This is a genomic window from Pseudonocardia sp. Ae331_Ps2, assembly GCF_001932405.1.
Taxonomy (GTDB): Bacteria; Actinomycetota; Actinomycetes; order Mycobacteriales; family Pseudonocardiaceae; genus Pseudonocardia.
The window spans coordinates 420059-443187 of the sequence record NZ_MCIM01000001.1 but is presented as its reverse complement, the minus strand read 5'-3'; the positions used below and the strand labels follow the sequence as shown (position 1 = coordinate 443187).

At 72.7% G+C, this 23129-nt stretch carries 22 protein-coding genes; 13 read left to right on the top strand and 9 right to left on the bottom strand.

Annotated features, from left to right (window positions below; translation table 11 throughout):
• The first annotated feature begins 59 nt into the window (after positions 1 to 59).
• Genes paaZ through Ae331Ps2_RS02185 form a run of 3 tightly spaced genes read left to right on the top strand, consistent with a single transcriptional unit; the run spans position 60 to position 4133 of the window.
• Entirely contained in the window at positions 60 to 2090 is a 2031-nt protein-coding gene (paaZ, locus tag Ae331Ps2_RS02195) for a phenylacetic acid degradation bifunctional protein PaaZ (RefSeq protein ID WP_075311066.1), read from the top strand.
• Positions 2090 to 3421, top strand: a complete 1332-nt coding sequence (paaK, locus tag Ae331Ps2_RS02190; RefSeq protein ID WP_075311068.1) for a phenylacetate--CoA ligase PaaK — start codon at positions 2090 to 2092, stop codon at positions 3419 to 3421. The genes paaZ and paaK overlap by 1 nt, the downstream gene beginning before the upstream one ends.
• A 49-nt stretch (positions 3422 to 3470) precedes the next feature.
• Positions 3471 to 4133: a DsbA family oxidoreductase gene (locus Ae331Ps2_RS02185; RefSeq protein ID WP_075312972.1), complete on the top strand. Its 663-nt coding sequence runs from the start codon at positions 3471 to 3473 to the stop codon at positions 4131 to 4133.
• Here the strand turns inward: Ae331Ps2_RS02185 and Ae331Ps2_RS02180 are convergent.
• Positions 4130 to 4558 carry an Lrp/AsnC family transcriptional regulator gene (locus Ae331Ps2_RS02180; RefSeq protein ID WP_043276485.1) on the bottom strand — a complete coding sequence of 143 codons (429 nt, stop codon included), beginning with the start codon at positions 4556 to 4558 and terminating at the stop codon, positions 4130 to 4132. The two genes, Ae331Ps2_RS02185 and Ae331Ps2_RS02180, sit on opposite strands and share 4 nt — an antisense overlap.
• A 171-nt stretch (positions 4559 to 4729) precedes the next feature.
• Here Ae331Ps2_RS02180 and pdhA point away from each other — a divergent pair, with 171 nt between their 5' ends.
• Genes pdhA through Ae331Ps2_RS02165 form a run of 3 tightly spaced genes read left to right on the top strand, consistent with a single transcriptional unit; the run spans position 4730 to position 8390 of the window.
• The gene (gene pdhA / locus Ae331Ps2_RS02175; RefSeq protein ID WP_369804843.1) at positions 4730 to 5788 is read left to right on the top strand and encodes a pyruvate dehydrogenase (acetyl-transferring) E1 component subunit alpha; all 1059 of its coding nucleotides are present in this window, start codon (positions 4730 to 4732) and stop codon (positions 5786 to 5788) included.
• A 53-nt stretch (positions 5789 to 5841) separates the two neighbouring features.
• Positions 5842 to 6810 carry an alpha-ketoacid dehydrogenase subunit beta gene (locus tag Ae331Ps2_RS02170; protein ID WP_083696141.1) on the top strand — a complete coding sequence of 323 codons (969 nt, stop codon included), beginning with the start codon at positions 5842 to 5844 and terminating at the stop codon, positions 6808 to 6810.
• Positions 6807 to 8390: a dihydrolipoamide acetyltransferase family protein gene (locus Ae331Ps2_RS02165; protein ID WP_075311074.1), complete on the top strand. Its 1584-nt coding sequence runs from the start codon at positions 6807 to 6809 to the stop codon at positions 8388 to 8390. The genes Ae331Ps2_RS02170 and Ae331Ps2_RS02165 overlap by 4 nt, the downstream gene beginning before the upstream one ends.
• A 27-nt stretch (positions 8391 to 8417) precedes the next feature.
• On the opposite strand, the gene Ae331Ps2_RS02160 is transcribed toward Ae331Ps2_RS02165, so the two are convergent.
• Positions 8418 to 9059, bottom strand: a complete 642-nt coding sequence (locus Ae331Ps2_RS02160) for a cupin domain-containing protein (protein WP_020621661.1) — start codon at positions 9057 to 9059, stop codon at positions 8418 to 8420.
• Between the two features lie 115 nt (positions 9060 to 9174).
• Positions 9175 to 9927: an SGNH/GDSL hydrolase family protein gene (locus Ae331Ps2_RS02155; protein WP_075311076.1), complete on the bottom strand. Its 753-nt coding sequence runs from the start codon at positions 9925 to 9927 to the stop codon at positions 9175 to 9177.
• A gap of 187 nt (positions 9928 to 10114) precedes the next feature.
• On the opposite strand from Ae331Ps2_RS02155, the gene Ae331Ps2_RS02150 reads away from it, so the two are divergent.
• Complete coding sequence (locus Ae331Ps2_RS02150) at positions 10115 to 10390, top strand: ACT domain-containing protein (protein ID WP_075311078.1); 276 nt, start codon at positions 10115 to 10117, stop codon at positions 10388 to 10390.
• A gap of 66 nt (positions 10391 to 10456) precedes the next feature.
• On the opposite strand, the gene Ae331Ps2_RS02145 is transcribed toward Ae331Ps2_RS02150, so the two are convergent.
• The 4 genes from Ae331Ps2_RS02145 to Ae331Ps2_RS02130 all read right to left on the bottom strand — a co-directional run bounded on the left by Ae331Ps2_RS02145 (position 10457) and on the right by Ae331Ps2_RS02130 (position 14409).
• Positions 10457 to 11746 (bottom strand): DUF222 domain-containing protein, encoded by a 1290-nt coding sequence (locus Ae331Ps2_RS02145; RefSeq protein WP_075329681.1) that lies wholly within the window; start codon positions 11744 to 11746, stop codon positions 10457 to 10459.
• 98 nt (positions 11747 to 11844) lie between these two features.
• Entirely contained in the window at positions 11845 to 12813 is a 969-nt protein-coding gene (locus Ae331Ps2_RS02140) for a pirin family protein (RefSeq protein ID WP_075311082.1), read from the bottom strand.
• Positions 12810 to 13163, bottom strand: coding sequence for a GNAT family N-acetyltransferase (locus Ae331Ps2_RS02135; RefSeq protein ID WP_075311083.1), 354 nt, complete (start codon positions 13161 to 13163; stop codon positions 12810 to 12812). Before Ae331Ps2_RS02135 ends, Ae331Ps2_RS02140 begins: the two co-directional genes overlap by 4 nt.
• A gap of 91 nt (positions 13164 to 13254) precedes the next feature.
• Positions 13255 to 14409, bottom strand: coding sequence for a low temperature requirement protein A (locus Ae331Ps2_RS02130; protein WP_170918313.1), 1155 nt, complete (start codon positions 14407 to 14409; stop codon positions 13255 to 13257).
• Between the two features lie 54 nt (positions 14410 to 14463).
• Between Ae331Ps2_RS02130 and Ae331Ps2_RS02125 the strand changes: the two genes are divergently transcribed.
• A complete protein-coding gene (locus Ae331Ps2_RS02125) occupies positions 14464 to 15624 on the top strand; it encodes a low temperature requirement protein A (RefSeq protein ID WP_075311085.1) in 1161 nt (386 codons plus the stop codon).
• Here the strand turns inward: Ae331Ps2_RS02125 and Ae331Ps2_RS02120 are convergent.
• Entirely contained in the window at positions 15621 to 16988 is a 1368-nt protein-coding gene (locus Ae331Ps2_RS02120) for a mycothione reductase (protein WP_075311087.1), read from the bottom strand. The genes Ae331Ps2_RS02125 and Ae331Ps2_RS02120 overlap by 4 nt on opposite strands.
• Before the next feature lie 142 nt (positions 16989 to 17130).
• Here Ae331Ps2_RS02120 and Ae331Ps2_RS02115 point away from each other — a divergent pair, with 142 nt between their 5' ends.
• On the top strand, positions 17131 to 17565 hold the full coding sequence (locus Ae331Ps2_RS02115) for an STAS domain-containing protein (protein ID WP_083695147.1): 435 nt from the start codon (positions 17131 to 17133) through the stop codon (positions 17563 to 17565).
• Positions 17566 to 17574: 9 nt separating this feature from the next.
• Here the strand turns inward: Ae331Ps2_RS02115 and Ae331Ps2_RS02110 are convergent, their stop codons facing one another.
• The gene (locus Ae331Ps2_RS02110; RefSeq protein WP_043278006.1) at positions 17575 to 18534 is read right to left on the bottom strand and encodes a LysR family transcriptional regulator; all 960 of its coding nucleotides are present in this window, start codon (positions 18532 to 18534) and stop codon (positions 17575 to 17577) included.
• 87 nt (positions 18535 to 18621) lie between these two features.
• Here Ae331Ps2_RS02110 and Ae331Ps2_RS02105 point away from each other — a divergent pair, with 87 nt between their 5' ends.
• The 4 genes from Ae331Ps2_RS02105 to Ae331Ps2_RS02090 all read left to right on the top strand — a co-directional run bounded on the left by Ae331Ps2_RS02105 (position 18622) and on the right by Ae331Ps2_RS02090 (position 23125).
• Entirely contained in the window at positions 18622 to 19341 is a 720-nt protein-coding gene (locus Ae331Ps2_RS02105) for a succinate dehydrogenase cytochrome b subunit (protein ID WP_082375760.1), read from the top strand.
• Between the two features lie 3 nt (positions 19342 to 19344).
• Positions 19345 to 21312, top strand: a complete 1968-nt coding sequence (locus Ae331Ps2_RS02100) for a fumarate reductase/succinate dehydrogenase flavoprotein subunit (RefSeq protein WP_020623677.1) — start codon at positions 19345 to 19347, stop codon at positions 21310 to 21312.
• Between the two features lie 14 nt (positions 21313 to 21326).
• Positions 21327 to 22076 carry a succinate dehydrogenase/fumarate reductase iron-sulfur subunit gene (locus Ae331Ps2_RS02095; protein ID WP_020623678.1) on the top strand — a complete coding sequence of 250 codons (750 nt, stop codon included), beginning with the start codon at positions 21327 to 21329 and terminating at the stop codon, positions 22074 to 22076.
• 239 nt (positions 22077 to 22315) lie between these two features.
• Positions 22316 to 23125, top strand: coding sequence for a hypothetical protein (locus tag Ae331Ps2_RS02090; RefSeq protein WP_075311089.1), 810 nt, complete (start codon positions 22316 to 22318; stop codon positions 23123 to 23125).
• Positions 23126 to 23129 lie beyond the last annotated feature (4 nt).

Here is a 23129-nt window from a genome sequence, read left to right as displayed (position 1 = left end):
GAACGAACGGTCGGTCCAATGGCCGACCCGCGACGACGAAGCGCGACGGAGGCCCGCCGATGACCCTGCTCCGCAGTCACCTCTCCGGTACCTGGCAGACGGGGAGCGGCGAGGGCCGCCCGCTGTACGACGCGGTGACCGGCGACGAGGTCGCCCGCATCTCCGCCGACGGCCTCGACCTCGCCGGGGCGCTGGAGTTCGGGCGGCGGACCGGCGGGCCCGCGCTGCGCGCGCTCACGTTCCACCAGCGCGCCGCCCTGCTGAAGGCGCTCGGCCAGCACCTGCGCGAGCACCGCGAGCAGCTCTACGCCGTCTCCGCGCGGACCGGCGCGACGCTCGGCGACTCCAAGTTCGACGTCGACGGCGGCATCGGCGTCCTGCTCGCCTACGCGTCCAAGGCCAAGCGCGAGCTGCCCAACGACACGATCCACGTCGAGGGCGACGTCGAGCCGCTCGGCCGCGGCGGGACCTTCCTCGGCCAGCACGTGCTGACCCCGCTGCGCGGGGTCGCGGTCCAGGTCAACGCCTTCAACTTCCCGGTCTGGGGCCCGCTGGAGAAGCTCGCCCCGGCCTTCCTCGCGGGCGTCCCGACGCTGATCAAGCCGGCGTCGCCGACGGCGTTCCTCACCGCGGAGCTCGTCGAGCTGATCATCGGCTCCGGCCTGCTGCCCGAGGGGTCCGTGCAGTTCGTCGCCGGGTCGCTCGGCGACGCCTTCGACCACCTCACCGGGCAGGACCTGGTGAGCTTCACCGGCTCGGCGTCGACCGCGCAGACCCTGCGCAGCCACCCCGGGATCGTCCGCAACTCCGTGCGGTTCTCCGCCGAGGCCGACTCGCTGAACCTGGCCGCGCTCGGCCCGGACGCGACGCCCGGCACCGCGGAGTTCGACCTGTTCGTGAAGGCCCTCACCACCGAGATGACGGTCAAGGCCGGACAGAAGTGCACCGCGATCCGGCGCGCGTTCGTGCCGCGCGCGCACGTCGACGCCGTCGTCGAGGCGGTCACCGCGCGGCTCGCGACGGTCGTGGTCGGTGCGCCCGGTGCCGAGGGCGTCCGGATGGGGGCGCTCGCAAGCCTCGACCAGCGCGAGGAGGTCCGCCGCAGCGTGAAGTCCCTGCGCGACGCCGGCCGGATCGTGTTCGGCGACCCGGACCGCGTCGAGGTGACCGGCGCCGACGCCGACCGCGGCGCCTTCGTCTCCCCGCTGCTGCTGGTCGGCGACCCGGACCGCGCCGAGCCGCACGAGGTCGAGGCGTTCGGCCCGGTGTCGACCGTGCTGCCCTACGACTCCACCGACGAGCTGATCGACTACGCCGCCCGCGGCCAGGGCTCGCTCGCCGGCTCCGTCGTCTCCGCCGACCCCGCGTTCGTCCGCGAGGTCGTGCTCGGCGTCGCCCCGTTCCACGGCCGCGTGCACGTGCTCAACGCCCGCGACGCCGGGGAGTCCACCGGGCACGGGTCGCCGCTGCCGCAGCTCGTCCACGGCGGACCGGGCCGGGCCGGCGGTGGCGAGGAGATGGGCGGCGTGCGCGGGGTGTTCCACCACATGCAGCGCACCGCGGTCCAGGCCGACCCCGACTCGCTCGCCGCGATCACCGGCCGCTGGGTCACCGGAGCGCAGCGCAACACCACCGACGTGCACCCCTTCCGCAAGCACCTGGAGGAGCTGCGCCCGGGCGACTGCCTGGTCGCCGGCCCACGCCGGGTGACCCGGGAGGACGTGGAGCACTTCGCCGAGTTCACCGGCGACACGTTCTACGCGCACATGGACGAGGCAGCTGCCGCGGCGAACCCGCTGTTCGGGCAGCGCGTCGCGCACGGCTACCTGGTCGTGTCCCTCGCCGCCGGGCTGTTCGTCGACCCCGACCCGGGCCCGGTGCTCGCGAACTTCGGCGTCGACGGGCTGCGGTTCCTCACCCCGGTCCGCTTCGACGACGAGCTCACCGTCACGCTGACCTGCAAGCAGCTCACCCCGCGCGAGTCCGCCGGCTACGGCGAGGTCCGCTGGGACGCCGACGTCACGCGGCAGGACGGCGAGTCCGTCGCCCGCTACGACGTGCTCACCCTCGTCGCGAAGAAGGACGCGTGATGACCGCGGCCACCAAGCGCCTCGGCGACGCGCCCCCGGCGGAGCTGCTGGACCCGGCCGAGCGGATGTCGGTCGACGAGCTGCGCACCCTGCAGCTGGGGCGTCTGCAGTGGACGTTGCGGCACGCCTGGGACAACGTCCCGTACTACCGGCGGAGGTTCGAGGAGCACGGCGTGCACCCCGACGACTGCCGCGAGATCGCCGACATCGCGAAGTTCCCGACGACCACCAAGGCCGACCTGCGGGAGACCTACCCGTTCGGCATGTTCGCGGTGCCCCGGGAGCGGATCGCACGGATCCACGCGTCGTCGGGCACCACGGGCCGCCCCACCGTCGTCGGCTACACCGCGGGCGACCTCGACCGGTGGGCCGGGCTCGTCGCGCGGTCCATCCGCGCCGCGGGCGGGCGCCCCGGCCACCGCGTGCACGTCGCCTACGGGTACGGGCTGTTCACCGGCGGGCTCGGCGCGCACTACGGCGCGGAGAAGCTGGGCACGACCGTCATCCCCGTCTCGGGCGGGATGACCCCGCGCCAGGTGCAGCTGATCGGCGACTTCGCCCCCGAGGTCATCATGCTGACCCCGAGCTACATGCTGACCCTGCTCGACGAGTTCGAGCGCCAGGGCGTCGACCCGCGGGCCACGAGCCTGCAGGTCGGGATCCTCGGTGCCGAACCCTGGACCGAACGGATGCGCGCCGAGATCGAGGAGCGGGCCGGCATCCACGCCGTCGACATCTACGGGCTCTCCGAGGTCATGGGGCCCGGCGTCTCGCAGGAGTGCGTGGAGACCAAGGACGGCCTGCACATCTGGGAGGACCACTTCCTGCCCGAGGTCGTCGACCCGCTCGACGGCACCCCGCTGCCCGACGGCGCCGAGGGCGAGCTGCTGTTCACCAGCCTCACCAAGGAGGGGCTGCCGATCATCCGCTACCGCACCCGCGACCTCACGACGCTGCTCCCGGGCACCGCGCGGCCGCAGATGCGGCGGATGGCCAAGATCACCGGCCGGTCCGACGACATGATCATCCTGCGCGGGGTGAACGTGTTCCCGACCCAGATCGAGGAGATCGTGCTCCGCACGCCCGGGCTCGCGCCGCACTTCCAGCTGGAGCTGACGACCCGGGGCAGGCTCGACGCGATGACCGTGCGCGTCGAGGCCCGCGGCGACACCCCCGCCGACCGCCGCGACCCGGCCGCCGCCGAGCTCGTGCGCGCGGTGAAGGAGACCGTCGGGATCTCGGTGACCTGTGAGGTCGTCGACCCCGACACCCTGGAGCGCTCGGTCGGGAAGCTGCAGCGCCTCAAGGACCGGCGGGAGCCGAGGGCCTGACCTGTCCGGCGCGGGAATGCCGCGGGTCGCGTGCGGGTTGCGACCGGTCGTGAAGCTCGAGATCTGGTCCGACGTCGTCTGTCCGTGGTGCGCGATCGGGCGGGCGCGCCTGGAGACGGCGTTGTCCGGCTTCGCGCACCGCGACGAGGTGACACTGCGATGGCGCAGCTTCGAGCTCGACCCGACCGCGCCGCGCGAGCAGCCCGGTGACCGCGCCGAGCACCTGGCGGCCAAGTACGGCGTGAGCGTCGCGGCGGCCCGCCGGATGGAGGAGCAGGTCACCGCCACCGCGGCCGCGGACGGGCTGGAGTTCCGCTTCGACCGGGCCCGCCACGGCAACACCGTCGACGCCCACCGGCTGCTCCACCACGCCTGGGCGACCGGCGGGTCCGGGCTGCAGGACACGCTGAAGGGGCGGCTGCTGCGCGCCTCGTTCACCGACGGCGAGCCGATCGGCGATCCCGAGGCGCTCGCCCGGATCGCGATGGCCGCCGGTCTCGACGACGGCGGGGTGCGCGCGGTGCTCGGCTCCGACCGGTACCTCGACGACGTCCGCGCTGACGAGGACATGGCCCGCCGCCTCGGCATCACCTCGGTGCCGTTCCTCGTCGTCGACGACCGCTACGGCGTCGCGGGCGCCCAGCCGGTGGACGCGCTGCGCCAGCTCCTCGACACCGCCTCGTCCGAGCAAGGGACACCCGCCCGGAGCTAGCGGGACTCGTCCTCGAAGATCAGGATCGTCCGCGTCGACACGACCGTCGGGAGCGCCTGCAGGCGTTCGAGCACGACGCTGCGCAACGCGTCGTTGCCGGTGGTGCGCACCAGCAGCAGCACGTCGAAGTCCCCGCCGACCAACGCCATGTGCCGGACCTCGGGGATCGCGCGCAGCTGTTCGCGCAGCTCGCGCCAGCTGTTCTGGCGCACCGTCAGTGTCACGTACGCCGAGGTGTGCAGCCCCACCCGGTGCGGGTCGACGACGGCGGTGAACCCGGTGATCACGCCGTCGTCGACGAGCCGGGCCAGGCGGGCGTAGGCGTTCGCCCGCGAGATCGTCAGGCGCTCGGCCAGCGCGCGCCCGGTCAGCCTGCCGTCGTGCTGCAGCTCCGCGACCATCCGCCGGTCGATGTCGTCGAGCACCGCCGCCTCCGTTCGTCTCGCCGGGACCCGCCGGGCGACGGTGCCCGGGACCACTCGTCCGGGGCGGTGTCGCGCTCAGGGCCGATCGTCTCGTCCTCTTCGCGATCCAGGCTGATCGTACGGATCATGCGCCATTCTCGGAGCACTGTGTCCGCACGGAAGGGAGTCGTCGTGGACGACCGGCACGAGACTGTCCGCCTCGTGGAGCCCGACGGCACCACGGTTCCCAGGGCCCAGCTCCCGTCGCCCGACCGGCTGCTCGCCGGCTACCGCGGGCTGGTGCGCGCCCGTCGGCTCAACGAGCAGGCCGGCGCGCTGGTCCGGCAGGGACGCCTGGCCGTGTACCCGTCCTCGCGCGGGCAGGAGGCCTGCCAGGTGGCCGCGGCGATGGTGCTGGCCGACGGCGACTGGCTCTTCCCGACCTACCGCGACACCGCCGCGATCGTCGCCCGCGGTGTCGACCCGGTCGAGGTCCTCACGATGCTGCGCGGGGACCGGCACTGCGGCTACGACGTCGCCGCCCACCGCGTCGCCCCGCAGGCGACCCCGCTCGCGACGCAGCTGCTGCACGCGGTCGGCGTCGCCCACGCCGCGCGGCTCACGGGCGAGCCCGACGCCGTCCTGGCGCTCTGCGGCGACGGCGCCACCAGCGAGGGCGACTTCCACGAGGCGCTGAACTTCGCCGCGGTCTTCCGGGCGCCGGTGGTGTTCCTGGTGCAGAACAACAAGTACGCGATCTCGGTGCCGCTGCACCGCCAGAGCGCCGCCGCCAGCCTCGCGGACAAGGCGGTCGGCTACGGCATGCCCGGTGTCCGGGTCGACGGCAACGACCTCGCCGCCCTGCTCACCGTGCTCGACGACGCCGTGGAGCGGGCCCGCGCCGGCGACGGCCCCACGCTGGTCGAGGCCGACACCTACCGGATGGACGCCCACACCAACGCCGACGACGCCGGCCGCTACCGCAGCGACGGCGAGGTCGCCTCCTGGGCCGCCCGCGACCCGCTCGCGCGCCTGCGCGCCCGGCTGCGCGCCGACGACCTGCTCGACGACGACGCCGAGCGCGCTCTCGTCGAGGAGACCGAGCAGATGGCCGCCGACCTGCGCGCCGGCATCGCGGCCGAGTCCCCGGTCGACCCCGAAGAGCTGTTCGCGCACGTCTACGCCCACCCCACCCCGCAGCTGCGCGAGCAGCGCGACCAGCTGCGTGCCGAGCTGGAGGTCACGCCGTGAACACCGGCACCGCGAACACCGGCACCGTGCACACCGGTCCCGTGAAGCTCACGATGGCGCAGTCGATCAACACCGCGCTGCGCGAGGCGATGGCCGCCGACCCGACCGTCGTCGTGTTCGGGGAGGACGTCGGCCCGCTCGGCGGGGTCTTCCGGGTCACCGACGGGCTCACCGCCGAGTTCGGCGAGCACCGCTGCTTCGACACCCCGCTCGCCGAGTCCGGCATCGTCGGCACGGCGGTGGGGATGGCGATGAACGGGCTGCGGCCCGTCGTCGAGATGCAGTTCGACGCGTTCGCCTACCCGGCGTTCGAGCAGATCGTCAGCCACGTCGCGAAGTTCGGCAACCGCACCTCGGGCCGGATGCGGCTGCCGATGGTCATCCGGGTGCCCTACGCCGGCGGGATCGGCGGCGTCGAGCACCACTGCGACTCCTCCGAGGCGTACTACGCCCACACCGCAGGGCTGACCGTGCTCGCCCCGGCCACGAACGCCGACGCCCACGGCCTGCTCCGCGCGGCGATCGAGTACCCGGACCCGGTGATCTTCCTGGAGCCGAAGAAGCACTACTTCACCTCCGAGGAGGTCGACACGGCGGTGCCGGTGCCACCGATCGGACGTGCCGTCGTCCGCCGCCCCGGGGCCGACGCGACGCTCATCGCCTACGGGCCGACGGTCCCGGTCGCGCTCGCCGCCGCCGAGGAGGCCGCTCTGGAGGGCCGTGACCTGGGCGTGGTCGACCTGCGGTCGATCGTCCCGTTCGACGACGAGACCGTCTGCGCGCAGGTGCGCCGGACCGGGCGGGCGGTCGTCGTCGCGGAGGCACCGGGGTTCGCCTCGGTCGCCTCGGAGATCGCCGCCCGGGTCTCGGAGCGCTGCTTCCACCACCTCGAGGCGCCGGTGCGCCGGGTGACCGGGTTCGACGTGCCCTACCCGCCGCCGAAGCTGGAGCAGCACCACCTGCCCGGGGTGGACCGGGTGCTCGACGCGGTCGACTCGCTCGGCTGGGAGGACGCGGCGTGAGCGCGCAGGTGTTCACCCTGCCCGACCTGGGGGAGGGGCTGACCGAGGCCGAGCTGGTCCGCTGGCTCGTGGCCGACGGGGACACCGTCGGCGTGGACCAGCCCGTCGCCGAGGTGGAGACGGCGAAGGCCGTGGTCGAGGTGCCCTCGCCGTACGCGGGCACGGTGCTGTCCCGGCACGGCGCGGAGGGCGAGACGCTGCGGGTCGGGGAGCCGCTGGTGTCGGTCGGGGACGCCACTGAGGCCGCCGGGGACGCCGGGTCGGGCAACGTCCTGATCGGCTACGGGACGACCGGCGGGCACGAGGGGGCCCGCCGGCGTCGCCGGGCGGTGAAGCGCGCCTCCGCGGCCGCCACTCCCGCGGCCGCCACTCCCGCGGCCGCCACTCCCGCGGCCGCCACTCCCGCGGCCGCCGCACCCACGGCCGCCGTACCCGCGGACGCCCCCGCGTCGGCTCGCCCGTCCGCGGTCCCGGCAGCGACATCCGCGGTCCCGGTGGCGACGTCGGCCGCCGACGGCGCACCGGGCGAGCGTCGGCCGGTGCAGTCGCCGGTGGTGCGGCGGCTGGCCCGTGACCACGGCATCGACCTCGCGACGGTCGAGGGGACCGGACCCGGCGGGATGGTGCTGCGCCACGACGTGGCCGTCGCCGCGGCCCGTGCTGCCGCACCGACCGCCGCCGCCCCGCCGCCCGCCGCTGCGGAACGAGCCACCGTCCCGACCGCGACGGCCGCGACCGGCACGGCCGCGATGGCGACGGCCGCGACCGGACCGACCGCGACCGGACCGACCGCGACCGGACCGACCGCGACCGGACCGACCGCGACCGGACCGACCGCGACCGGTCCGACCCCGGCCGCGCCGGACCGCGACCCCCGCACCGGGCTCGCGGTCCGCGAGGTCGTGCCGCTCCGCGGCGTCCGCCGCGCCGTCGCCGAGACCCTGACCCGCAGCCGCGCCGAGATCCCCGAGGCCACGACCTGGGTCGACGTCGACGCCACCGACCTGCTCGCCCTGCGCCAGCAGCTCACCGGCGCCGACGGCCGTCCGGTCGGGCTGCTCGCGATCCTGGCGCGGTTCGTCGTCGCCGGTCTGGCCCGGTTCCCCGAGCTCAACGCCCGCGTCGACACCGGGTCCGCGCAGATCGTGCACCTCGACGGGGTGCACCTCGGCATCGCCGCGCAGACCGACCGCGGCCTGGTCGTCCCCTCGGTGGCCGACGCCCACCGTCTCGGGATGCGCGGCCTCGACACCGAGATCCGCCGCCTCACCGCGGCGGCCCGGGACGGCTCGGTCACCGCCGCCGAGCTGACCCGAGGGTCGTTCACCCTGAACAACTACGGGGTGCTCGGCGTCGACGGCAGCGCCGCGATCATCAACCATCCCGAGGTCGCGATGCTGGGCGTCGGACGGGTGCTGCCGCGGCCGTGGGTCGTCGACGGCGCGGTCGTCCCGCGGTCGATCACCCAGCTGTCGCTGGTGTTCGACCACCGGGTCTGCGACGGCGGCACCGCGGGCGGATTCCTCCGCTTCGTCGCCGACGCCGTCGAGTCGCCGCTGTCCGCGCTCGCCGACCTCTGAGCGCGCCCGGTTGAGCGCGCCCGGTGCTCAGCGGCGGCGGGTGATCACCACCGGCTCGATCCGCTGGGGCACCTGCGCGAACGCCGACTCGGGCACCCCGAACGACGCGGCCAGCACGTCCCGGGGGATCGCGTTGAGGCTGCCGACGATGCCGATGTCGTCGTCCGGCTCGGCGGTCGAGGTGTTGAACACGATGAGCACGTCGAGCGGCTCGGTCGTCGACGCGTTCTCGAAGTAGTGGAACAGGCCCGTCGGCGCGAACACGAGGTCACCGCGCTCCGCGGTGAAGACGTCGTTGTGGTACTCGCCGTCGGGGTGGGTGCCGAGGATGGTCCACTTCGCGGTGCCGGAGACGATGTAGTTCAGCTCCCACGCGGTCGGGTGCCAGTGCGGTTCGCGGATCCCGCCGGGGTCGAGGTGGGCCAGGTACACCGACCCCTGCTGGCCGGCGAGCACCGGGAAGTTCTGCTCGTTCGCCCCGCGCAGCCATCCGCCGTCGAAGTTGTTGGGCTCGGTCGCCGCGAGGTGGAACAGGTGGCCGGGCTGCCCGGTCCGCGGCGGCGTCGGAGCACCCGCCCCGGCGGTCCCGCCCGTGGCGGCCAGTCCCGCCATCCCCGCCACCCCTGCGACACCCGCGCCCAGGGCCCGTCGCCTGCTGATCCCCGTCATGGTCTTCTCCTTCCGCCGAAATCGTTGCCAGTCGCAACGGTATGGCGGACGGTGATCCATCGGGGTGATCACTTTCAGCGGCTTCCGTGATTGCGCAGTCACGGATCGGCGCAGCTCAGCGCGCCGGGACGACCGTCCAGGACGGAGCCTTCGCCGGACGGCCGTCCCCGGACGACCGGCCCCGCAGACGTCGTCCGACCCAGGGCAGGACGTGGGTGCGGTAGTAGGCGAGCGCTGCGGCCGGTCCGGTCGGCGGGTCCGCGGCGACGGTCGTCGCGGGCGTCGCCCCACGCACACCGAGCGCCTCCAGCACGATTCCCGCGGCGCGCAGATGCCCGGGCGTGCCCAGGTGCAGGCGGTCGTCCGACCAGTAGCCGGGCCGGCGGATCTCGGCGTCGCCGAACACGTCGACGAAGGTGAGTCCGCGTGTGGCGGCGAGCGTGCGCACCGCCGCCGACAGCTCCGCGCCGCGGCGGTGGACGACCCGTCCCAGTGGAAGCCGGTCCGACGGGTCGGCACCGCTGAGCAGCACCAGCCGGACCCCGGCCGCCGCGCAGCGGTCGACGGCGCGGGTGGTGAGCGCGGCGAGCCCCGCGACGTCGGTGCGGGGGCGGAGCATGTCGTTCCCCCCGCCGTTGAGGGTGATCAGGGTCGGTGCGGGGTCCAGCGCCAGTGCGGCATCGAGCTGCGGCCCGACGACGTCGGCCAGCAGCCGGCCTCGTACGGCCAGGTTCGCGTAGTGCACCGGCTCACCGGAGGCACCGGCCAGCCCGGCGGCGACCCGGTCGGCCCAGCCGCGGGGGACACCTGCCGCGTCCTCGTCGCCCACGCCCTCGGTGAAGCTGTCCCCGATCGCCACGTACCGCACGGCGCCAGCATCCGCGTCGCGGTCACCACGGCTCCGCCCGGGGGTGGTGACGGCTGTTACCCTCGACCCGTGCGCGGTCGGATCATTACCCGGCGCGCCGGCTGAACCCAGGGAGCCGGCGCGTGGCACGTGGTGCCCGCCGGACCTGGCCGGATCCTGACGTTCGCCCTCGAACACCGGAGATCCGATGAACGCCCCCACCGCCGAGCGCGCCCGCACCGGGACCGATCCCGCCGAGCACGGCCACGTCGTCTCGCTGCTCTTGACCGATGCCGATGACGGCCTCTACAAGGTCCTCACCATGCTGCGGTCGCGCCGCTGGAAGGTCCGCTCGCTGCAGGTCGACATGTCAGCCGAGATCAGCCGGGTCGACCTCGTCGTCGCCCACGACGGCCGGGCCGCCGACCTGCTGCTCGAGCAGCTGCGCCGGGTCGTGCCGGTGGTACGCGCCGACCTGGGCTGAGCCGGGCGCGGCGCCGTCGTTCACCGCCGGGCCCTCGTGCCCGCCGGATGGAGACGCATCATCCGGTCAGTCCGGTCCGCGATAGGTGTGCCCGGTGGGTGTGGTCGTGACGACGGCTCCGTCGGGTGTTCGGGTGACGTGCCATCCGGGTTGTTCGCGGATGTGGTTGTGGAACTCGCACACCCCTCGTCCGTTCTGCAACTCGGTGCGGCCGCCGTCGGCGGCGCGGTGGATGTGGTCGATGTGGCGGGCGGGGGCGTCGCAGTAGGGCTCGGTGCACCGGTTCCCGGCTCGGGCTTTCACGAGGGTGGCGAGCAGTCCGGTGAAGGTGCGTTGGCGTGAGTCGCCGCCGATGACCAGACCTTGGTCGGTGAGCAGGCGGCGTAGTGATGCGGTGCCTTCGCTGGTGGCGAGCAGCTCGACCGGGATGGGGCCGAGGCCGGGGATCTCCGCGGGGAGTGGGGAGGTGGGGTCGAGCAGGGCCTGGACGGGGACGGTGACCTGGACTTCGAGGTTGACCGCGGTTGCGGTGGTCTGTCCGGTGAGGCGTTCGACCAGGGTGTCGGCCATGATCTGCCCGCGGCTGCGGGTCAACGGTGCCGGGTCGACCTGGACCTGGATGAAGGCTTTCTGGAGTGCGGCGAGGCAGGCCGCGCCCTGTGCGGCGGTGAGGTAGGCGGTGAGGTAGCTCATCGCGTCCGGTGCCGGTCGCAGGGTGACCCGACGTTCGGCCGCGGCGGTGTGGACGCGGGCCCGGAAGCGTTCGGGGGCGATCTCGGCGACCAGGCGGCGGGTCATGGCGCGCAGGCGCCCGATGCCGTAGCGGGTGAGGTCGTGTGCGGCGAGGCGGGTGTCGACCTGCCTGCGCCGGTGTGGGTCGAGGTCGCGGCATTCGACGGCGATCGCGGTGACCTTCGCGGCGCTGAGCTGTCCGGCGGTGTGCAGGCCGCGGATGTGGTCGAGTCCGGTGTGCAGGTCGCGGGCGTTGGCGAGGCGGGTGCGGGCTTCGGTGGTGGAGATCCGGCAGGCGAGCTGGATCTGGGCGACGACACTGCGGTGGAGCCGCTCGGGGTCGGTCCGGGCGCGGTCGGTCCCGTCGGTCCGGTCGTCGGTGAGGTGGTTCTCGACGTGGGCCCGGGCGAACGCCCGGATCCGACTCGCCTGCAGTGCGGCGAGGGAGGCCTGGAGCGACTCGATCTGCTGGATCTGGTCGATCAGGTCCGTCTCTGTCAGCGCAGAGGTGTCGGCGGTGTGGGCGTGGTCGAGGAGAAATCGGAACAGATCGAGGTCACCGGTCGGGGACCCACCCGGGCCCACGCCGGTGGCATGGTCGGGTGGCTCTTGGGTCGCGGTCACACTGTCGACGATAGTCGAACACGTGTTCGGTCGCTAGTTTTCGTTCGCAATCGCGAATCTCTGACCTGCGAGGACAGGGCAGCAGAGTCATGCCCCGCCTACCCGCGAGGAGTCAACCGCGCGTTCGGCAGCTCCGGCGCCGGCAACGTCGACTCCCACGCGTCCGGGAACATCCCGAAGCGGCCACCGTCCCGCCCCCCGGCGGCACGCTCGTCCTGCCACTGCTCCCGGAAGGCCACGACCTCGTCGTGGGTGGAGCCGACGAAGTTCCACCACATCACGATCTGCTCGCCCAGCGGCTCCCCGCCGAGCAGCACCAGGCGGGCGCCGTCGTCGCCGGCGTGCAGGTCCAGGGTCGTCCGGCCCGGCGGGAGGTACACGAGCTCGGCGGCCGCGGTCGCGGTGCCGCTCACCTGCGCCGAGCCGGTGTCGACCAGCACACCGTGCTCGAACCCGGCGTCGACGTCCAGCGTCACCGACGCGCCGGCGGGCAGCACCACCTCGGCGCCGAGCAGCGGGGTGAACGTCGGTACCGGCGACGACGACCCGGCCAGCGATCCGAGGAACACCCGCAGCGCGGCGTCCCCGGCCTGCACCCGGGGCGGTGCGTAGTGCTCGAAGCGGGGAGTGGTCTCCCGGTGGGCGGCGGGCAGCGCCAGCCACAGCTGCACCCCGTGCAGCACCTCGGTGTCGGGGGTGGAGAACTCCGAGTGCGCGATGCCGGATCCCGCGGTCATCAGGTTCAGCTCACCCGGGCGCACGATCGCGTGCGCGCCGGTGGTGTCGCGGTGTTCGACCCGGCCGGTGAACAGCCACGACACCGTCGCGAGCCCGGTGTGCGGATGCCCCGGCACGGCCATCCCACCGGTGTCGGCGACCCGGTCCGGGCCGTAGTGGTCCAGGAAGCACCAGGCCCCGATCAGCGACCGGGTGCGCCGCGGCAGCGTGCGGCGCACCGTCATCGCGCGCGGCCCGCCCAGCGGCACGTCGCGCGGGGTCACCAGCTCCCCGTCGGCGGCGTCGCCCCCGCAGACGACCTCTTCCGGCGCGGTCTCGACGTTGCTCACCGCGCGCTCCTCCGGACGGCGGCGACGGCGTCGGGCGTCACCGGGTCGATGATGTCGGCATAGCCCTGATGGGTCGACACCCAGCGCCGCACGTACGGGCAGACCGGCACGATCCGCTTCCCGGCGGTGCGGGTGTCGTCCAGCGCGAACCGGACCAGGGTGCTCGCGAGCCCGCGCCCGGACAGCTCCGGATCGACCTCGGTGTGGTGGAAGATCCGCTGCCCGTGGTCGTCGACGTACTCGGCCCTGCCGACCACGGTGCCGTCGATCAGGATCTCGTAGCGGTGGTGGCCCGTGTCGTGGGTGACCACGGTGTCGTGGTCGGTGTCGTGGTCGGTGTCGCCGGACATGTACTCAGCCTCTCAGGACGCGCGGCGCCGCACCACGCGGCGCAGGTTCACCGGCTCCCGCAGGTGCCGGCCCCTGACGTCTCCGAACCCGTCATGCGGCGACGGTGTTCCGGGCGGGGGCCGTCTCGACGGTCACGACCACCGCCACCATCACCACCGCGGCCACGACCGGGGTGAACGGCGCGAACGCCGACAGCCCCAGCAGCACCGCCAGCAGGACGACGGCGGCGCTGCGGCCGGCGGCGAGCACGGGGCGCAGCGCCAGCGCCCACACCCCGAGGACGAACAGCGCGACCGGCACGGTCAGCGTCGCCCCGGCCGCGGCGGCGGACAGCCCGGTCCCGGTGGTGTCGACGTCGACGGCCACCTCGATGCCCGCCGAGAAGGCGCCGGCCGCGGCGAAGACGAGGTAGTGGCCGTAGCCGTGCACCAGCGCCCGCGGCATGGCCCGCAGGTGCTCGTGCTGGCTGTGGGCGAAGTAGACCCACCACATGCCCGCTGCCAGCACGAGCCCGCACGCCGAGAGCACCAGCAGCGGGCCGAGGTGCTCGGCGGAGGACAGCGCGTCGACCACGGCCGTCGTCGACGCCAGGATCGACTCACCCAGCAGGATCAGGGTGAACAGGCTGTAGCGCTCGGCGATGTGGTGCGGGTGCCACGGCGTCGACCGCGCACGCTCGGCGACCACCGGGACCGCCAGCTCGGCCAGTGCCAGCACGACGAACCACACCGGGTGCGGGGCGACGAGCACCCAGGCGATCCACAGCAGCTGGACGACGGCGATGCCGCCCGCGTAGCGGAGCGCGGTGGTCCGCAGCGCGGGGTGCGACCGCGCCGCCCGCAGCCACTGCGTGACCATCGCCAGCCGCATCACCACGTACCCGGCGACGAGCACGCCGTAGCCCTCACCGGCCATCGCCGAGGGCGTCCCCGCGGCCATGACCAGCGCGCCCGCCATCTGGACCAGGGTGGTGGCGCGGTAGAGCCAGTCGTCGACGTCGAAGGCCGAGGCGAACCAGGTGAAGTTCATCCAGGCCCACCAGATGCCGAAGAACACCATCAGGTAGGACCCGACCCCGGCGCCGACGTGCCCGCCGGACTCCTCGTGGTGCAACGCCGCCGACGACAGCGACACCGCCACCACGAACACCAGGTCGAAGAACAGCTCCAGCGGGCTGGCCACCCGGTGGGGCTCGTCCGGATCGCGGGGGCGCATCTCGCGCAGACCGAGGTTCACACCGCCCATCGTTGCGCGCCGCACTACCCTTCGGCAGCGCCGACACGGGAAAGGAGCCCACCGATGACCACACCGGACATTCGGCCGCGGGTGCTGCGACGGGAGGGTGACTCCGAGGTCGCTCCGATCGAGCTGTTCTTCGACCTCGTCTACGTGTTCGCGATCGTCCAGGTCTCGCACACCCTGCTCTACCACCTGACCCCGATCGGGGCGCTGGAGACGGCGGTGCTGTTCGCCGCGGTCTGGTGGCTGTGGAACTACTCGGCCTGGGCGATGAACTACCTGGACCCGGGACGCCCGTCGGTCCGGATGCTCAACGCCGGGCTGATGCTGGCGGCGCTGGGGATGGCGCTGGCCCTGCCGGGCGCGTTCGGCGAGTCCGGGCTGCTGTTCGCACTGTGCTTCGCCGCCGCCCAGATCGGGCGCCCGCTGTTCCTCGTCGTGACCATGCGCGGGCACGTCATGGCCCGCAACTACCGCAACCTTCTGGTGTGGAGCACGGCCGCGTCCGTGCTCGTCGTCGTCGGCGCGTTCCTACCGCCGGTGGCGCGGCTGGTCGTCTGGGTGCTGGCCGTCGCCGTCGACATGGCCGGGCCGCGGTTCGAGTTCCGGGTGCCGGGGCTCGGGCGCACCCCGATGGACGAGTGGCCGACCGACGTGGAGCACCTCGCCGAGCGCAACCGGCTGGTGTTCATCATCGCGCTCGGCGAGTCGATCCTGATCATGGGTTTCACGCTGTCGGAGATGGAGGACGTGACCCCCTACGCAGTGGTGATCACCCTGCTCGGCTTCGCCGGTCTGGTCGCGCTGTGGTGGTCCTACTTCGCGCTCGCCGGGCACGGCACCCGGGCGAGCTCCGGCGACGGGTCGACCCGTGCGGCGCGGGCCGCGTTCGCCTACGCGCACGGCCTGATGGTGGCCGGGGCGGTGCTGTTCGCGGTGGCGATCGACCTGCACCTCACGCACCCGGAGAACACCCCGGCGCTGGTGCTGACCTCGGTCGGCGGTCCGCTGCTCTACCTCGCGGGCAACAAGCTCTACCTGCAGGGCCGCACCGGGACGGTCGGGCGGTCGCGCTACGTGGCCGCCGCGATCCTGGTGGTGGCTGCGGTGGTCGCGCTGGTCGCCGGACACGCCCTGCCCGCGATCGCGATCGGGCTGGTCGTGCTCGCCGTGGTGATCGGCCTGGCGGTGGCCACCGAGCTGACCGAGCGGCGCGCCTAGTCCGGGTCGGCGGCGTCGCGCAGCGCGTTCTCCAGCACCTCGCTCAGCGCGGGGTGGATCCAGTACTGCACGTCGGCGAGGCGCTGCGCGGTCACGCCCAGCGCCATCGCCTGCACCAGCTGCTGGACCAGCGTCGACGCCTGCGGGCCGAGCAGGTGCGCCCCGAGCAGCGTGCCGTCCGGGGCGACGAGGACCTTGCAGAACCCGCGCTGCTCCTCCATCGCCCAGCCGAAGGCGACATCGGCGTACTCGTGGAACCCGACGCGGAACTCCAGGCCCTCCTCGCGGCACTGCTGCTCGGTGCGGCCGACGGTGCCGATCTGCGGGGTGGTGAACACCGCGGCCGGGACGAACCCGTGGTCGACCTCGCGCAGGTCGTCGGGGTGGGCGAGGTTGTGCCCGACGACCTCGGCCTCGTGGTTCGCGACGTGCTTGAGCGGGTGCGGGGACGAGATGTCGCCCAGCGCCCACACCCCGTCGGCGGTGGTGCGGCCGTGGGCGTCGACGACGACGCGGCCGGCGTCGTCGGTGTCGATCCCGGCCCGGTCCAGGTCGAGCCGGTCGGAGTTCGGGCGGCGCCCGGCCGCGACGAGCAGCCGGTCGGCCCGCACCTCGGTGCCGTCGTCGAGATGCAGCCGTACGTCGCCCGCACCGCCGGTGACCCTCTCCACCGTCCGTCCGGTGTGGACGGTGAAGCGCTCGCGGGCGGCGTCGGTGAACCGCGCCACGACGGTCTCGTCCATCCCGCCGAGCAGGGTGTCGGCGCTCTCGACGAGCGTGACCTCGCAGCCGAGCCCGCCGAACACGTGCGCGAACTCCGCTGCGATGTAGCCACCGCCGATGATCGCCAGGTGCCCGGGCAGCTCGTCGATCCGCATGATCGTGTCGGAGGTGTCGAACGGGACGCCCGAGTCGGCGACCGGCGGCGGGACCACCGGTCGCCCGCCGACGGCGAGCACGATCCGGTCCGCGGTGAACTCCGCGGTGCCGCCGTCGGCCAGGTCCACCGCCATCGCGCGTGGCCCGGTGACGCGGGCCGTGCCGTCGTAGACGGTGCCGTGGTCGCGGCGGTGGTCGCGGCCCTCGTCGCCGATCGGGTCGAGTCGGGAGAACACCCGGTCCCGGATGTCGCTCCAGCGGATCCGGTCGATCCGGGCGTCCACCCCGTAGGTCGACGCCGCGCGGACCGTCTCGGCGACCTCGGCGGTGTGGGCGAGCATCTTGGTCGGGATGCAGCCCACGTTGAGGCAGGTCCCGCCGAACCGGGTCGCCTCGACGTGGGCGACGTCGAGACCGTCGAACCGGTCGTCGACGATCGTGTTCCCGGATCCGGTGCCGACGACTGCGAGATCGTGATGGGCCACCCGCCGAGCCTAGGAAGACCGGCGCCCTCCCGCGCGTCGACGCCGGGCGGGGCCGTCACCGGGCGATCGGCGTGCGGTACCGGCACCGCACTGGCACCCTGACTGCGGCGGTGGCGCGGCGCCCCGCGGGAGGCGGCCGGTGATGACCGATCCGACGGAGGGCCCGGGGGGAGTGCCCGGCCTGTCCGCCGCGACCGCGGAGGGCGGTGGTCTGACCCTGGAGGCGGTGCCGCACCCGTCGGGTCCGGTGGTGCTGCACGCCGTCGGCGACGTCGACCTCGCGACCGCGCCGTTCCTGGCCGAGCAGGTGGGCGACTGGCTCGCCGCGGCCCCACGGATCGTGCTGGACCTGTCCGGGGTGGGCGTGTTCGCCTCGGCCGGGATCTCGGTGCTGCTCGACTGCCGGCACGCCGCCGTCGCGGCCGGGGTGGTCCTGGAGCTGTACTGCGGCGCGGCCCGCCAGGTCCGCCGGGTCCTGCAGGTCACCGGCACCTGCGAGCACCTGCGGGTGCTCGACCCGCACCCGCCGCCGGAGACCCCCGACGGCCGCGCCCCGCTGTTCCCGGTTCCCGACTGACCCCGGTCCTCAGCCGAGCAGCTCCCGGCCGGTCCGGTGCCGGTGCAGCACCTGGACGTCGGTCGTGCCCTCCCGCAGCGACGCCGAGGTGTCGGACATGTGCTCCAGCAGCGTGTCCGCGAAGGCGATGACGGCCGGTGTGGGGGCGATGTCGGCGCGGCGCGCCAGCGCCACCGTGCGGTGGATGGCCGGGTTGAGCACCGTGCGCCGCAGCCGCGGCCGCCCGATGAACGTCAGGTCCGGCACCACCGCCACCCCGGTGCCGGCCTCGACCATGCGCAGCACGGCGTCCATCTGGCCGCCCTCGACCGCGATCCGCGGCGTGACCCCGGCGACCGCGTAGGCCCGCAGGGTCACCTCCCGCAGGTCGTAGCCCTGGCGCACCATCACCAGGTCGTGGCGGGCGAGCTCGGAGACGGTCATCGACCCGCGCGGGGTCAGCGGCCTGCGTGCCCGTGGGGAGGCGACCGAGAGCCGTTCGCGGAGCAGGGGAGCGGTGTGCAGCGTCGGGTCCACCCCGTCGGGGGGCACGATGACCAGGGCGACGTCCAGCGCGCCCTGGACCAGTGCCGCCTCCAACGGCTGCGAGCCGTCCTCGGCCAGCTCGACGGCGATCTCGGGGTGCCGGGCGTGGAAGACCCGCAGCACGTCGGACAGCACGCCGATGCACAGCGACGGCGTCGCGCCGACCCGGACCCGGCCGCTGCGCAGGCCGACCATCTCGGCCACCGTCGTGCGGACCATGTCGGAGTCGGCGAGCATCCTCCGTGCCAGTGGCAGCACCGCCTCACCGGCCGGGGTCAGCGTGACGACCGACCCGCGGTTGATCAGCGGGGAGCCCAGCTCGTCCTCCAGCGCCCGCAGCGCGCGGCTCAGGGTCGGCTGGGCGACCCCGACCTGGTCGGCCGCCCGAGTGAAGCTGCGCACGTTTGCCACGGCGACGAAGTACATGAGCTGCTGAAGTGTCACATGCATAGCCTACGGCTATGACCGGAGACCGTTTCATGCATTGGACTGCCTTACCCGTTGGTATGTCCACTGGACGACGTGGTCACGATGTCCGAGAAGTCCCGGGCCGGCGGCGGAGCCAAGCCCGCCGCGCCCCGGCGTCCGCGCACGCCCAGTGCGCTGCTGAAGTTCGTGATGGCGGTGAGCGGCGTCGTGCTGCTCGGCTACGTCACGTTGCACATGATCGGGAACCTGAAGATCTTCTTCGGTCCCGAGGCGATCGATCACTACGCGGCCTGGCTGCGCACCATCCTGGAGCCGGCGCTGCCCTACTCGGGCATGCTCTGGATCGTCCGTGTGGTGCTCGTCGTCGCGGTGGTCGCCCACATCTGGTCGGCGACGGTGCTCGCCCTGCGCGCGCGCAAGGCCCGCCCGATCAAGTACGCGGGTGGCTCCTACCAGGTCAAGGGCAGCTACGCGGCCCGCACCATGCGCTGGGGCGGCGTGATCATCGTGCTGTTCGTCGTCTACCACCTGCTCGACCTCACCGCGGGCACGCTGAACCCGAACGGCGTGCACCTCGCGGTGGCGGACAACCTCGCGGCCGACTTCACCCCCGCCCGCTGGTACGTCACCCTGTTCTACGTCCTCGCCGTCGTCGCGCTGGGCTTCCACGTCCAGCACGGCATCTTCTCGGGCATCCAGACGCTCGGGTGGTCGTCGAACAGGCGTGAGCGCACCATCAAGGTGGTGTCGACGGTCTTCGCCGCCGTGCTGACCCTCGGCTTCATCTCGGTGCCCCTCGCCGTCACGTTCGGAGTGGTCTGACCCATGACTGACGCCTCGTCCCACCACATCTCCTACGCCGACTACACGACCGGTGAGCCGGTCGTCGACAAGGCGGTCCCCTCGGGTGCCATCGAGACCCGCTGGGAGCGCCGCCGATTCGGCGTCAAGCTGGTCAACCCGGCGAACAAGCGCTCGAAGAAGATCATCGTCGTGGGCTCCGGCCTGGCCGGCGGCTCCGCGAGCGCGACGCTCGGCGAGGCCGGCTACCACGTCAAGACGTTCTGCTACCAGGACAGCCCGCGGCGTGCGCACTCGATCGCCGCGCAGGGTGGCATCAACGCGGCGAAGAACTACCGCAACGACGGCGACAGCGTCTACCGGCTGTTCTACGACACCGTGAAGGGCGGCGACTTCCGCGCGCGGGAGTCCAACGTCCACCGGCTCGCCGAGATCTCGCGGCAGATCATCGACCAGTGCGTCGCGCAGGGTGTCCCGTTCGCCCGCGACTACGCCGGTCTGCTCGACAACCGCTCGTTCGGCGGCGTGCAGGTCTCCCGCACCTTCTACGCCCGCGGTCAGACCGGCCAGCAGCTGCTCATCGGCGCCTACCAGGCGCTGGAGCGCCAGGTGAAGGCCGGCACCGTCGAGATGTACGCCCGGCACGAGATGCTGGAGCTGATCGTCGTCGAGGGACGCGCCCGCGGCATCGTCGCGCGCGACATGGTCTCCGGCGAGATCGAGGTGCACACCGCCGACGCGGTCGTGCTCGCCTCCGGCGGCTACGGCAACGTCTTCTACCTGTCGACCAACGCCAAGGGCTGCAACGTCACGGCCTCGTGGCGGGCGCACCGCAAGGGCGCGTTGTTCGCGAACCCCTGCTTCACCCAGATCCACCCGACCTGCATCCCGGTCTCCGGCGACCACCAGTCGAAGCTGACCCTGATGTCGGAGTCGCTGCGCAACGACGGCCGCGTCTGGGTCCCGAAGAGGCTCGGCGACGACCGCGGGCCGAACGAGATCCCGCACGAGGAGCGTGACTACTTCCTCGAGCGCAAGTACCCGGCGTTCGGCAACCTGGTGCCCCGTGACATCGCGTCCCGGGCCGCCAAGGAGGTCTGCGACGAGAAGCGCGGTGTCGGTCCGTCGGGTCTGGGTGTCTACCTGGACTTCGACGACGCGATCCAGCGGCTGGGCCGCAAGGCCGTCGAGAACAAGTACGGCAACCTGTTCGAGATGTACGAGCGGATCACGGGGGAGAACCCCTACGAGGTCCCGATGCGGATCTTCCCCGCCGTGCACTACACGATGGGTGGCCTCTGGGTCGACTACGACCTGCAGTCGACCATCCCGGGCCTCTACGTGGCCGGCGAGGCGAACTTCTCCGACCACGGCGCGAACCGCCTCGGTGCGTCCGCGCTGATGCAGGGTCTGGCCGACGGCTACTTCGTCCTCCCGGTCACGATCGGCGACTACCTGGCCAAGAACGAGCTCGACGCCGTCTCCGACGACGCGCCCGAGGTCGTCGAGGCCGTGCAGTCGGTCACCGACCGGATCGACCAGTTCCTGTCGATCAACGGCACCCGCACGGTGGACTCGTTCCACCGCGAGCTGGGCCAGATCATGTGGGACTACTGCGGCATGGAGCGCACCGAGGACGGTCTGCGCAAGGCGCTGGACCGCATCCCCGAGCTCCGTCGCGAGTTCTGGAGCAACGTCAAGGTGCCGGGTACCGGCGCGGAGCTGAACCAGAGCCTGGAGAAGGCCGGCCGGGTGGCCGACTTCCTCGAGCTCGGTGAGCTCATGTGTCTCGACGCGCTCGTGCGTCGCGAGTCGTGCGGCGGTCACTTCCGCGCGGAGAGCCAGACCGAGGACGGCGAGGCGCAGCGCGACGACGAGAACTTCTCCTTCACCTCGGCCTGGGAGTACACCGGACGCGGGCAGGCTCCGGTCCTGCACAAGGAGGAGCTCACGTTCGAGTACGTGCACCCGACCCAGCGCAGCTACAAGTAGGAGGACCGACGGACATGAAGCTCAACCTGAAGGTCTGGCGCCAGCGCGACGCGGTCGACAAGGGGCGCCTGGTCACCTACACCGTCGACGCCGACGAGGACATGTCGTTCCTCGAGATGCTCGACGTGCTCAACGAGAAGCTGATCCTGTCCGGCGACGAGCCGGTCGCGTTCGACCACGACTGTCGCGAGGGCATCTGCGGCTCGTGCAGCATGGTCATCGACGGCCGTCCGCACGGCCCGCAGCGGGCGACCACCACCTGTCAGCTGCACATGCGGCACTACTCCGACGGCGACACGATCGTCATCGAGCCGTTCCGCTCGGGCTCGTTCCCGGTCATCAAGGACCTCGTCGTCGACCGCGCCGCGTTCGACAAGATGATCCAGGCCGGCGGCTACGTCTCGGTGAACACCGGGTCGGCGCCGGAGGCCAACTCCAACGCCGTGCCGAAGTCCGCCGCGGACCGCTCGTTCGCCGCGGCGAACTGCATCGGCTGCGGTGCCTGCGTCGCGGCCTGCCCGAACGGGTCCGCGTCGCTGTTCCTGGGCGCGAAGCTGACCCACCTGGGTGAGCTGCCGCAGGGTCAGCCGGAGCGCTACGAGCGCGTCGTCAGCATGGTGGAGGAGCACGAGGCCGCCGGGTTCGGTGGCTGCACCAACACCGGCGCCTGCGCCACCGCCTGCCCGAAGGAGATCCCGCTCGACGTGATCTCCCAGCTGAACCGCGACTACCTTGCGGCCACGGTGGGCGGCCGCAAGAAGTAGGACGCACCGTCGCGACGGCCCGGGCCACTCCTTCCGAGGGGTGCCCGGGCCGTCGTGCGTCGTGCGACGTGTGACCCACGTCTCGATGGAACGGCCAATCGCCATCCCGACGTAGATCACATGTGATCTGCGTCGTACTCTCTGGCGACCACCGCACCGTGCGTGCGGCGGGTGTTCACGAGGACACGACGTCGTGTCAGGTCTCTTCGGCGTCGTCGAGACGACAGGAGCTCCCGTACGTGTCATCCACCACTGACGCGTCCACCGGCCGGGCCACCATCGCCGCGCGCACGCTGCGCACGGACCGATGGTGGCTTCCCCCGCTGGCCACCTTCGTGGCGTTCGTCGCCTGGGTCGCGTACGCGACGGTGCGGGCGTTCATGCAGGACCACTACTTCGTCCCCGAGTACGGCTATCTGACGCCGTTCTACTCGCCGTGCGTCTCGACCGGCTGCTTCGAGGAGGCAGCGCACTTCGGCCGCTTCCTGCCCGACGTCTGGTGGCTGCCCTACGCGGCGGTCTCCCTGCCGTTCCTGCTGCTGTTCCGGCTGACCTGCTACTACTACCGCAAGGCCTACTACCGGGCGTTCTGGCTCTCCCCGCCGGCCTGCGCGGTCGCCGAGCCGCACCGGCGCTACACCGGTGAGACGCGCTTCCCGCTGATCCTGCAGAACGCGCACCGCTACTTCTTCTACATCGCCGGGATCATCACGCTGATCAACACCTACGACGCGGTGCTGGCCTTCGCCAAGCCCGGCGGCGGGTTCGGCCTGGGGCTGGGCAACATCATCCTGGTCGTGAACGTGGTGCTGCTGTTCGGCTACACGCTGTCGTGCCACTCGTGCCACTCGTGCCGCAGCGCCGTCGGCGGGCGGCTCAACCACTTCTCCAAGCACCCGGTCCGCTACAAGCTCTGGACCCAGGTCTCGAAGCTGAACACCCGGCACAACCAGTTCGCCTGGGCGACGCTGGTGAGCCTCGCCGTCACCGACTTCTACGTCATGGCCGTCTCCGCCGGCTGGATCAGCGACCTGCGGATCGTGGGGTGAGCAC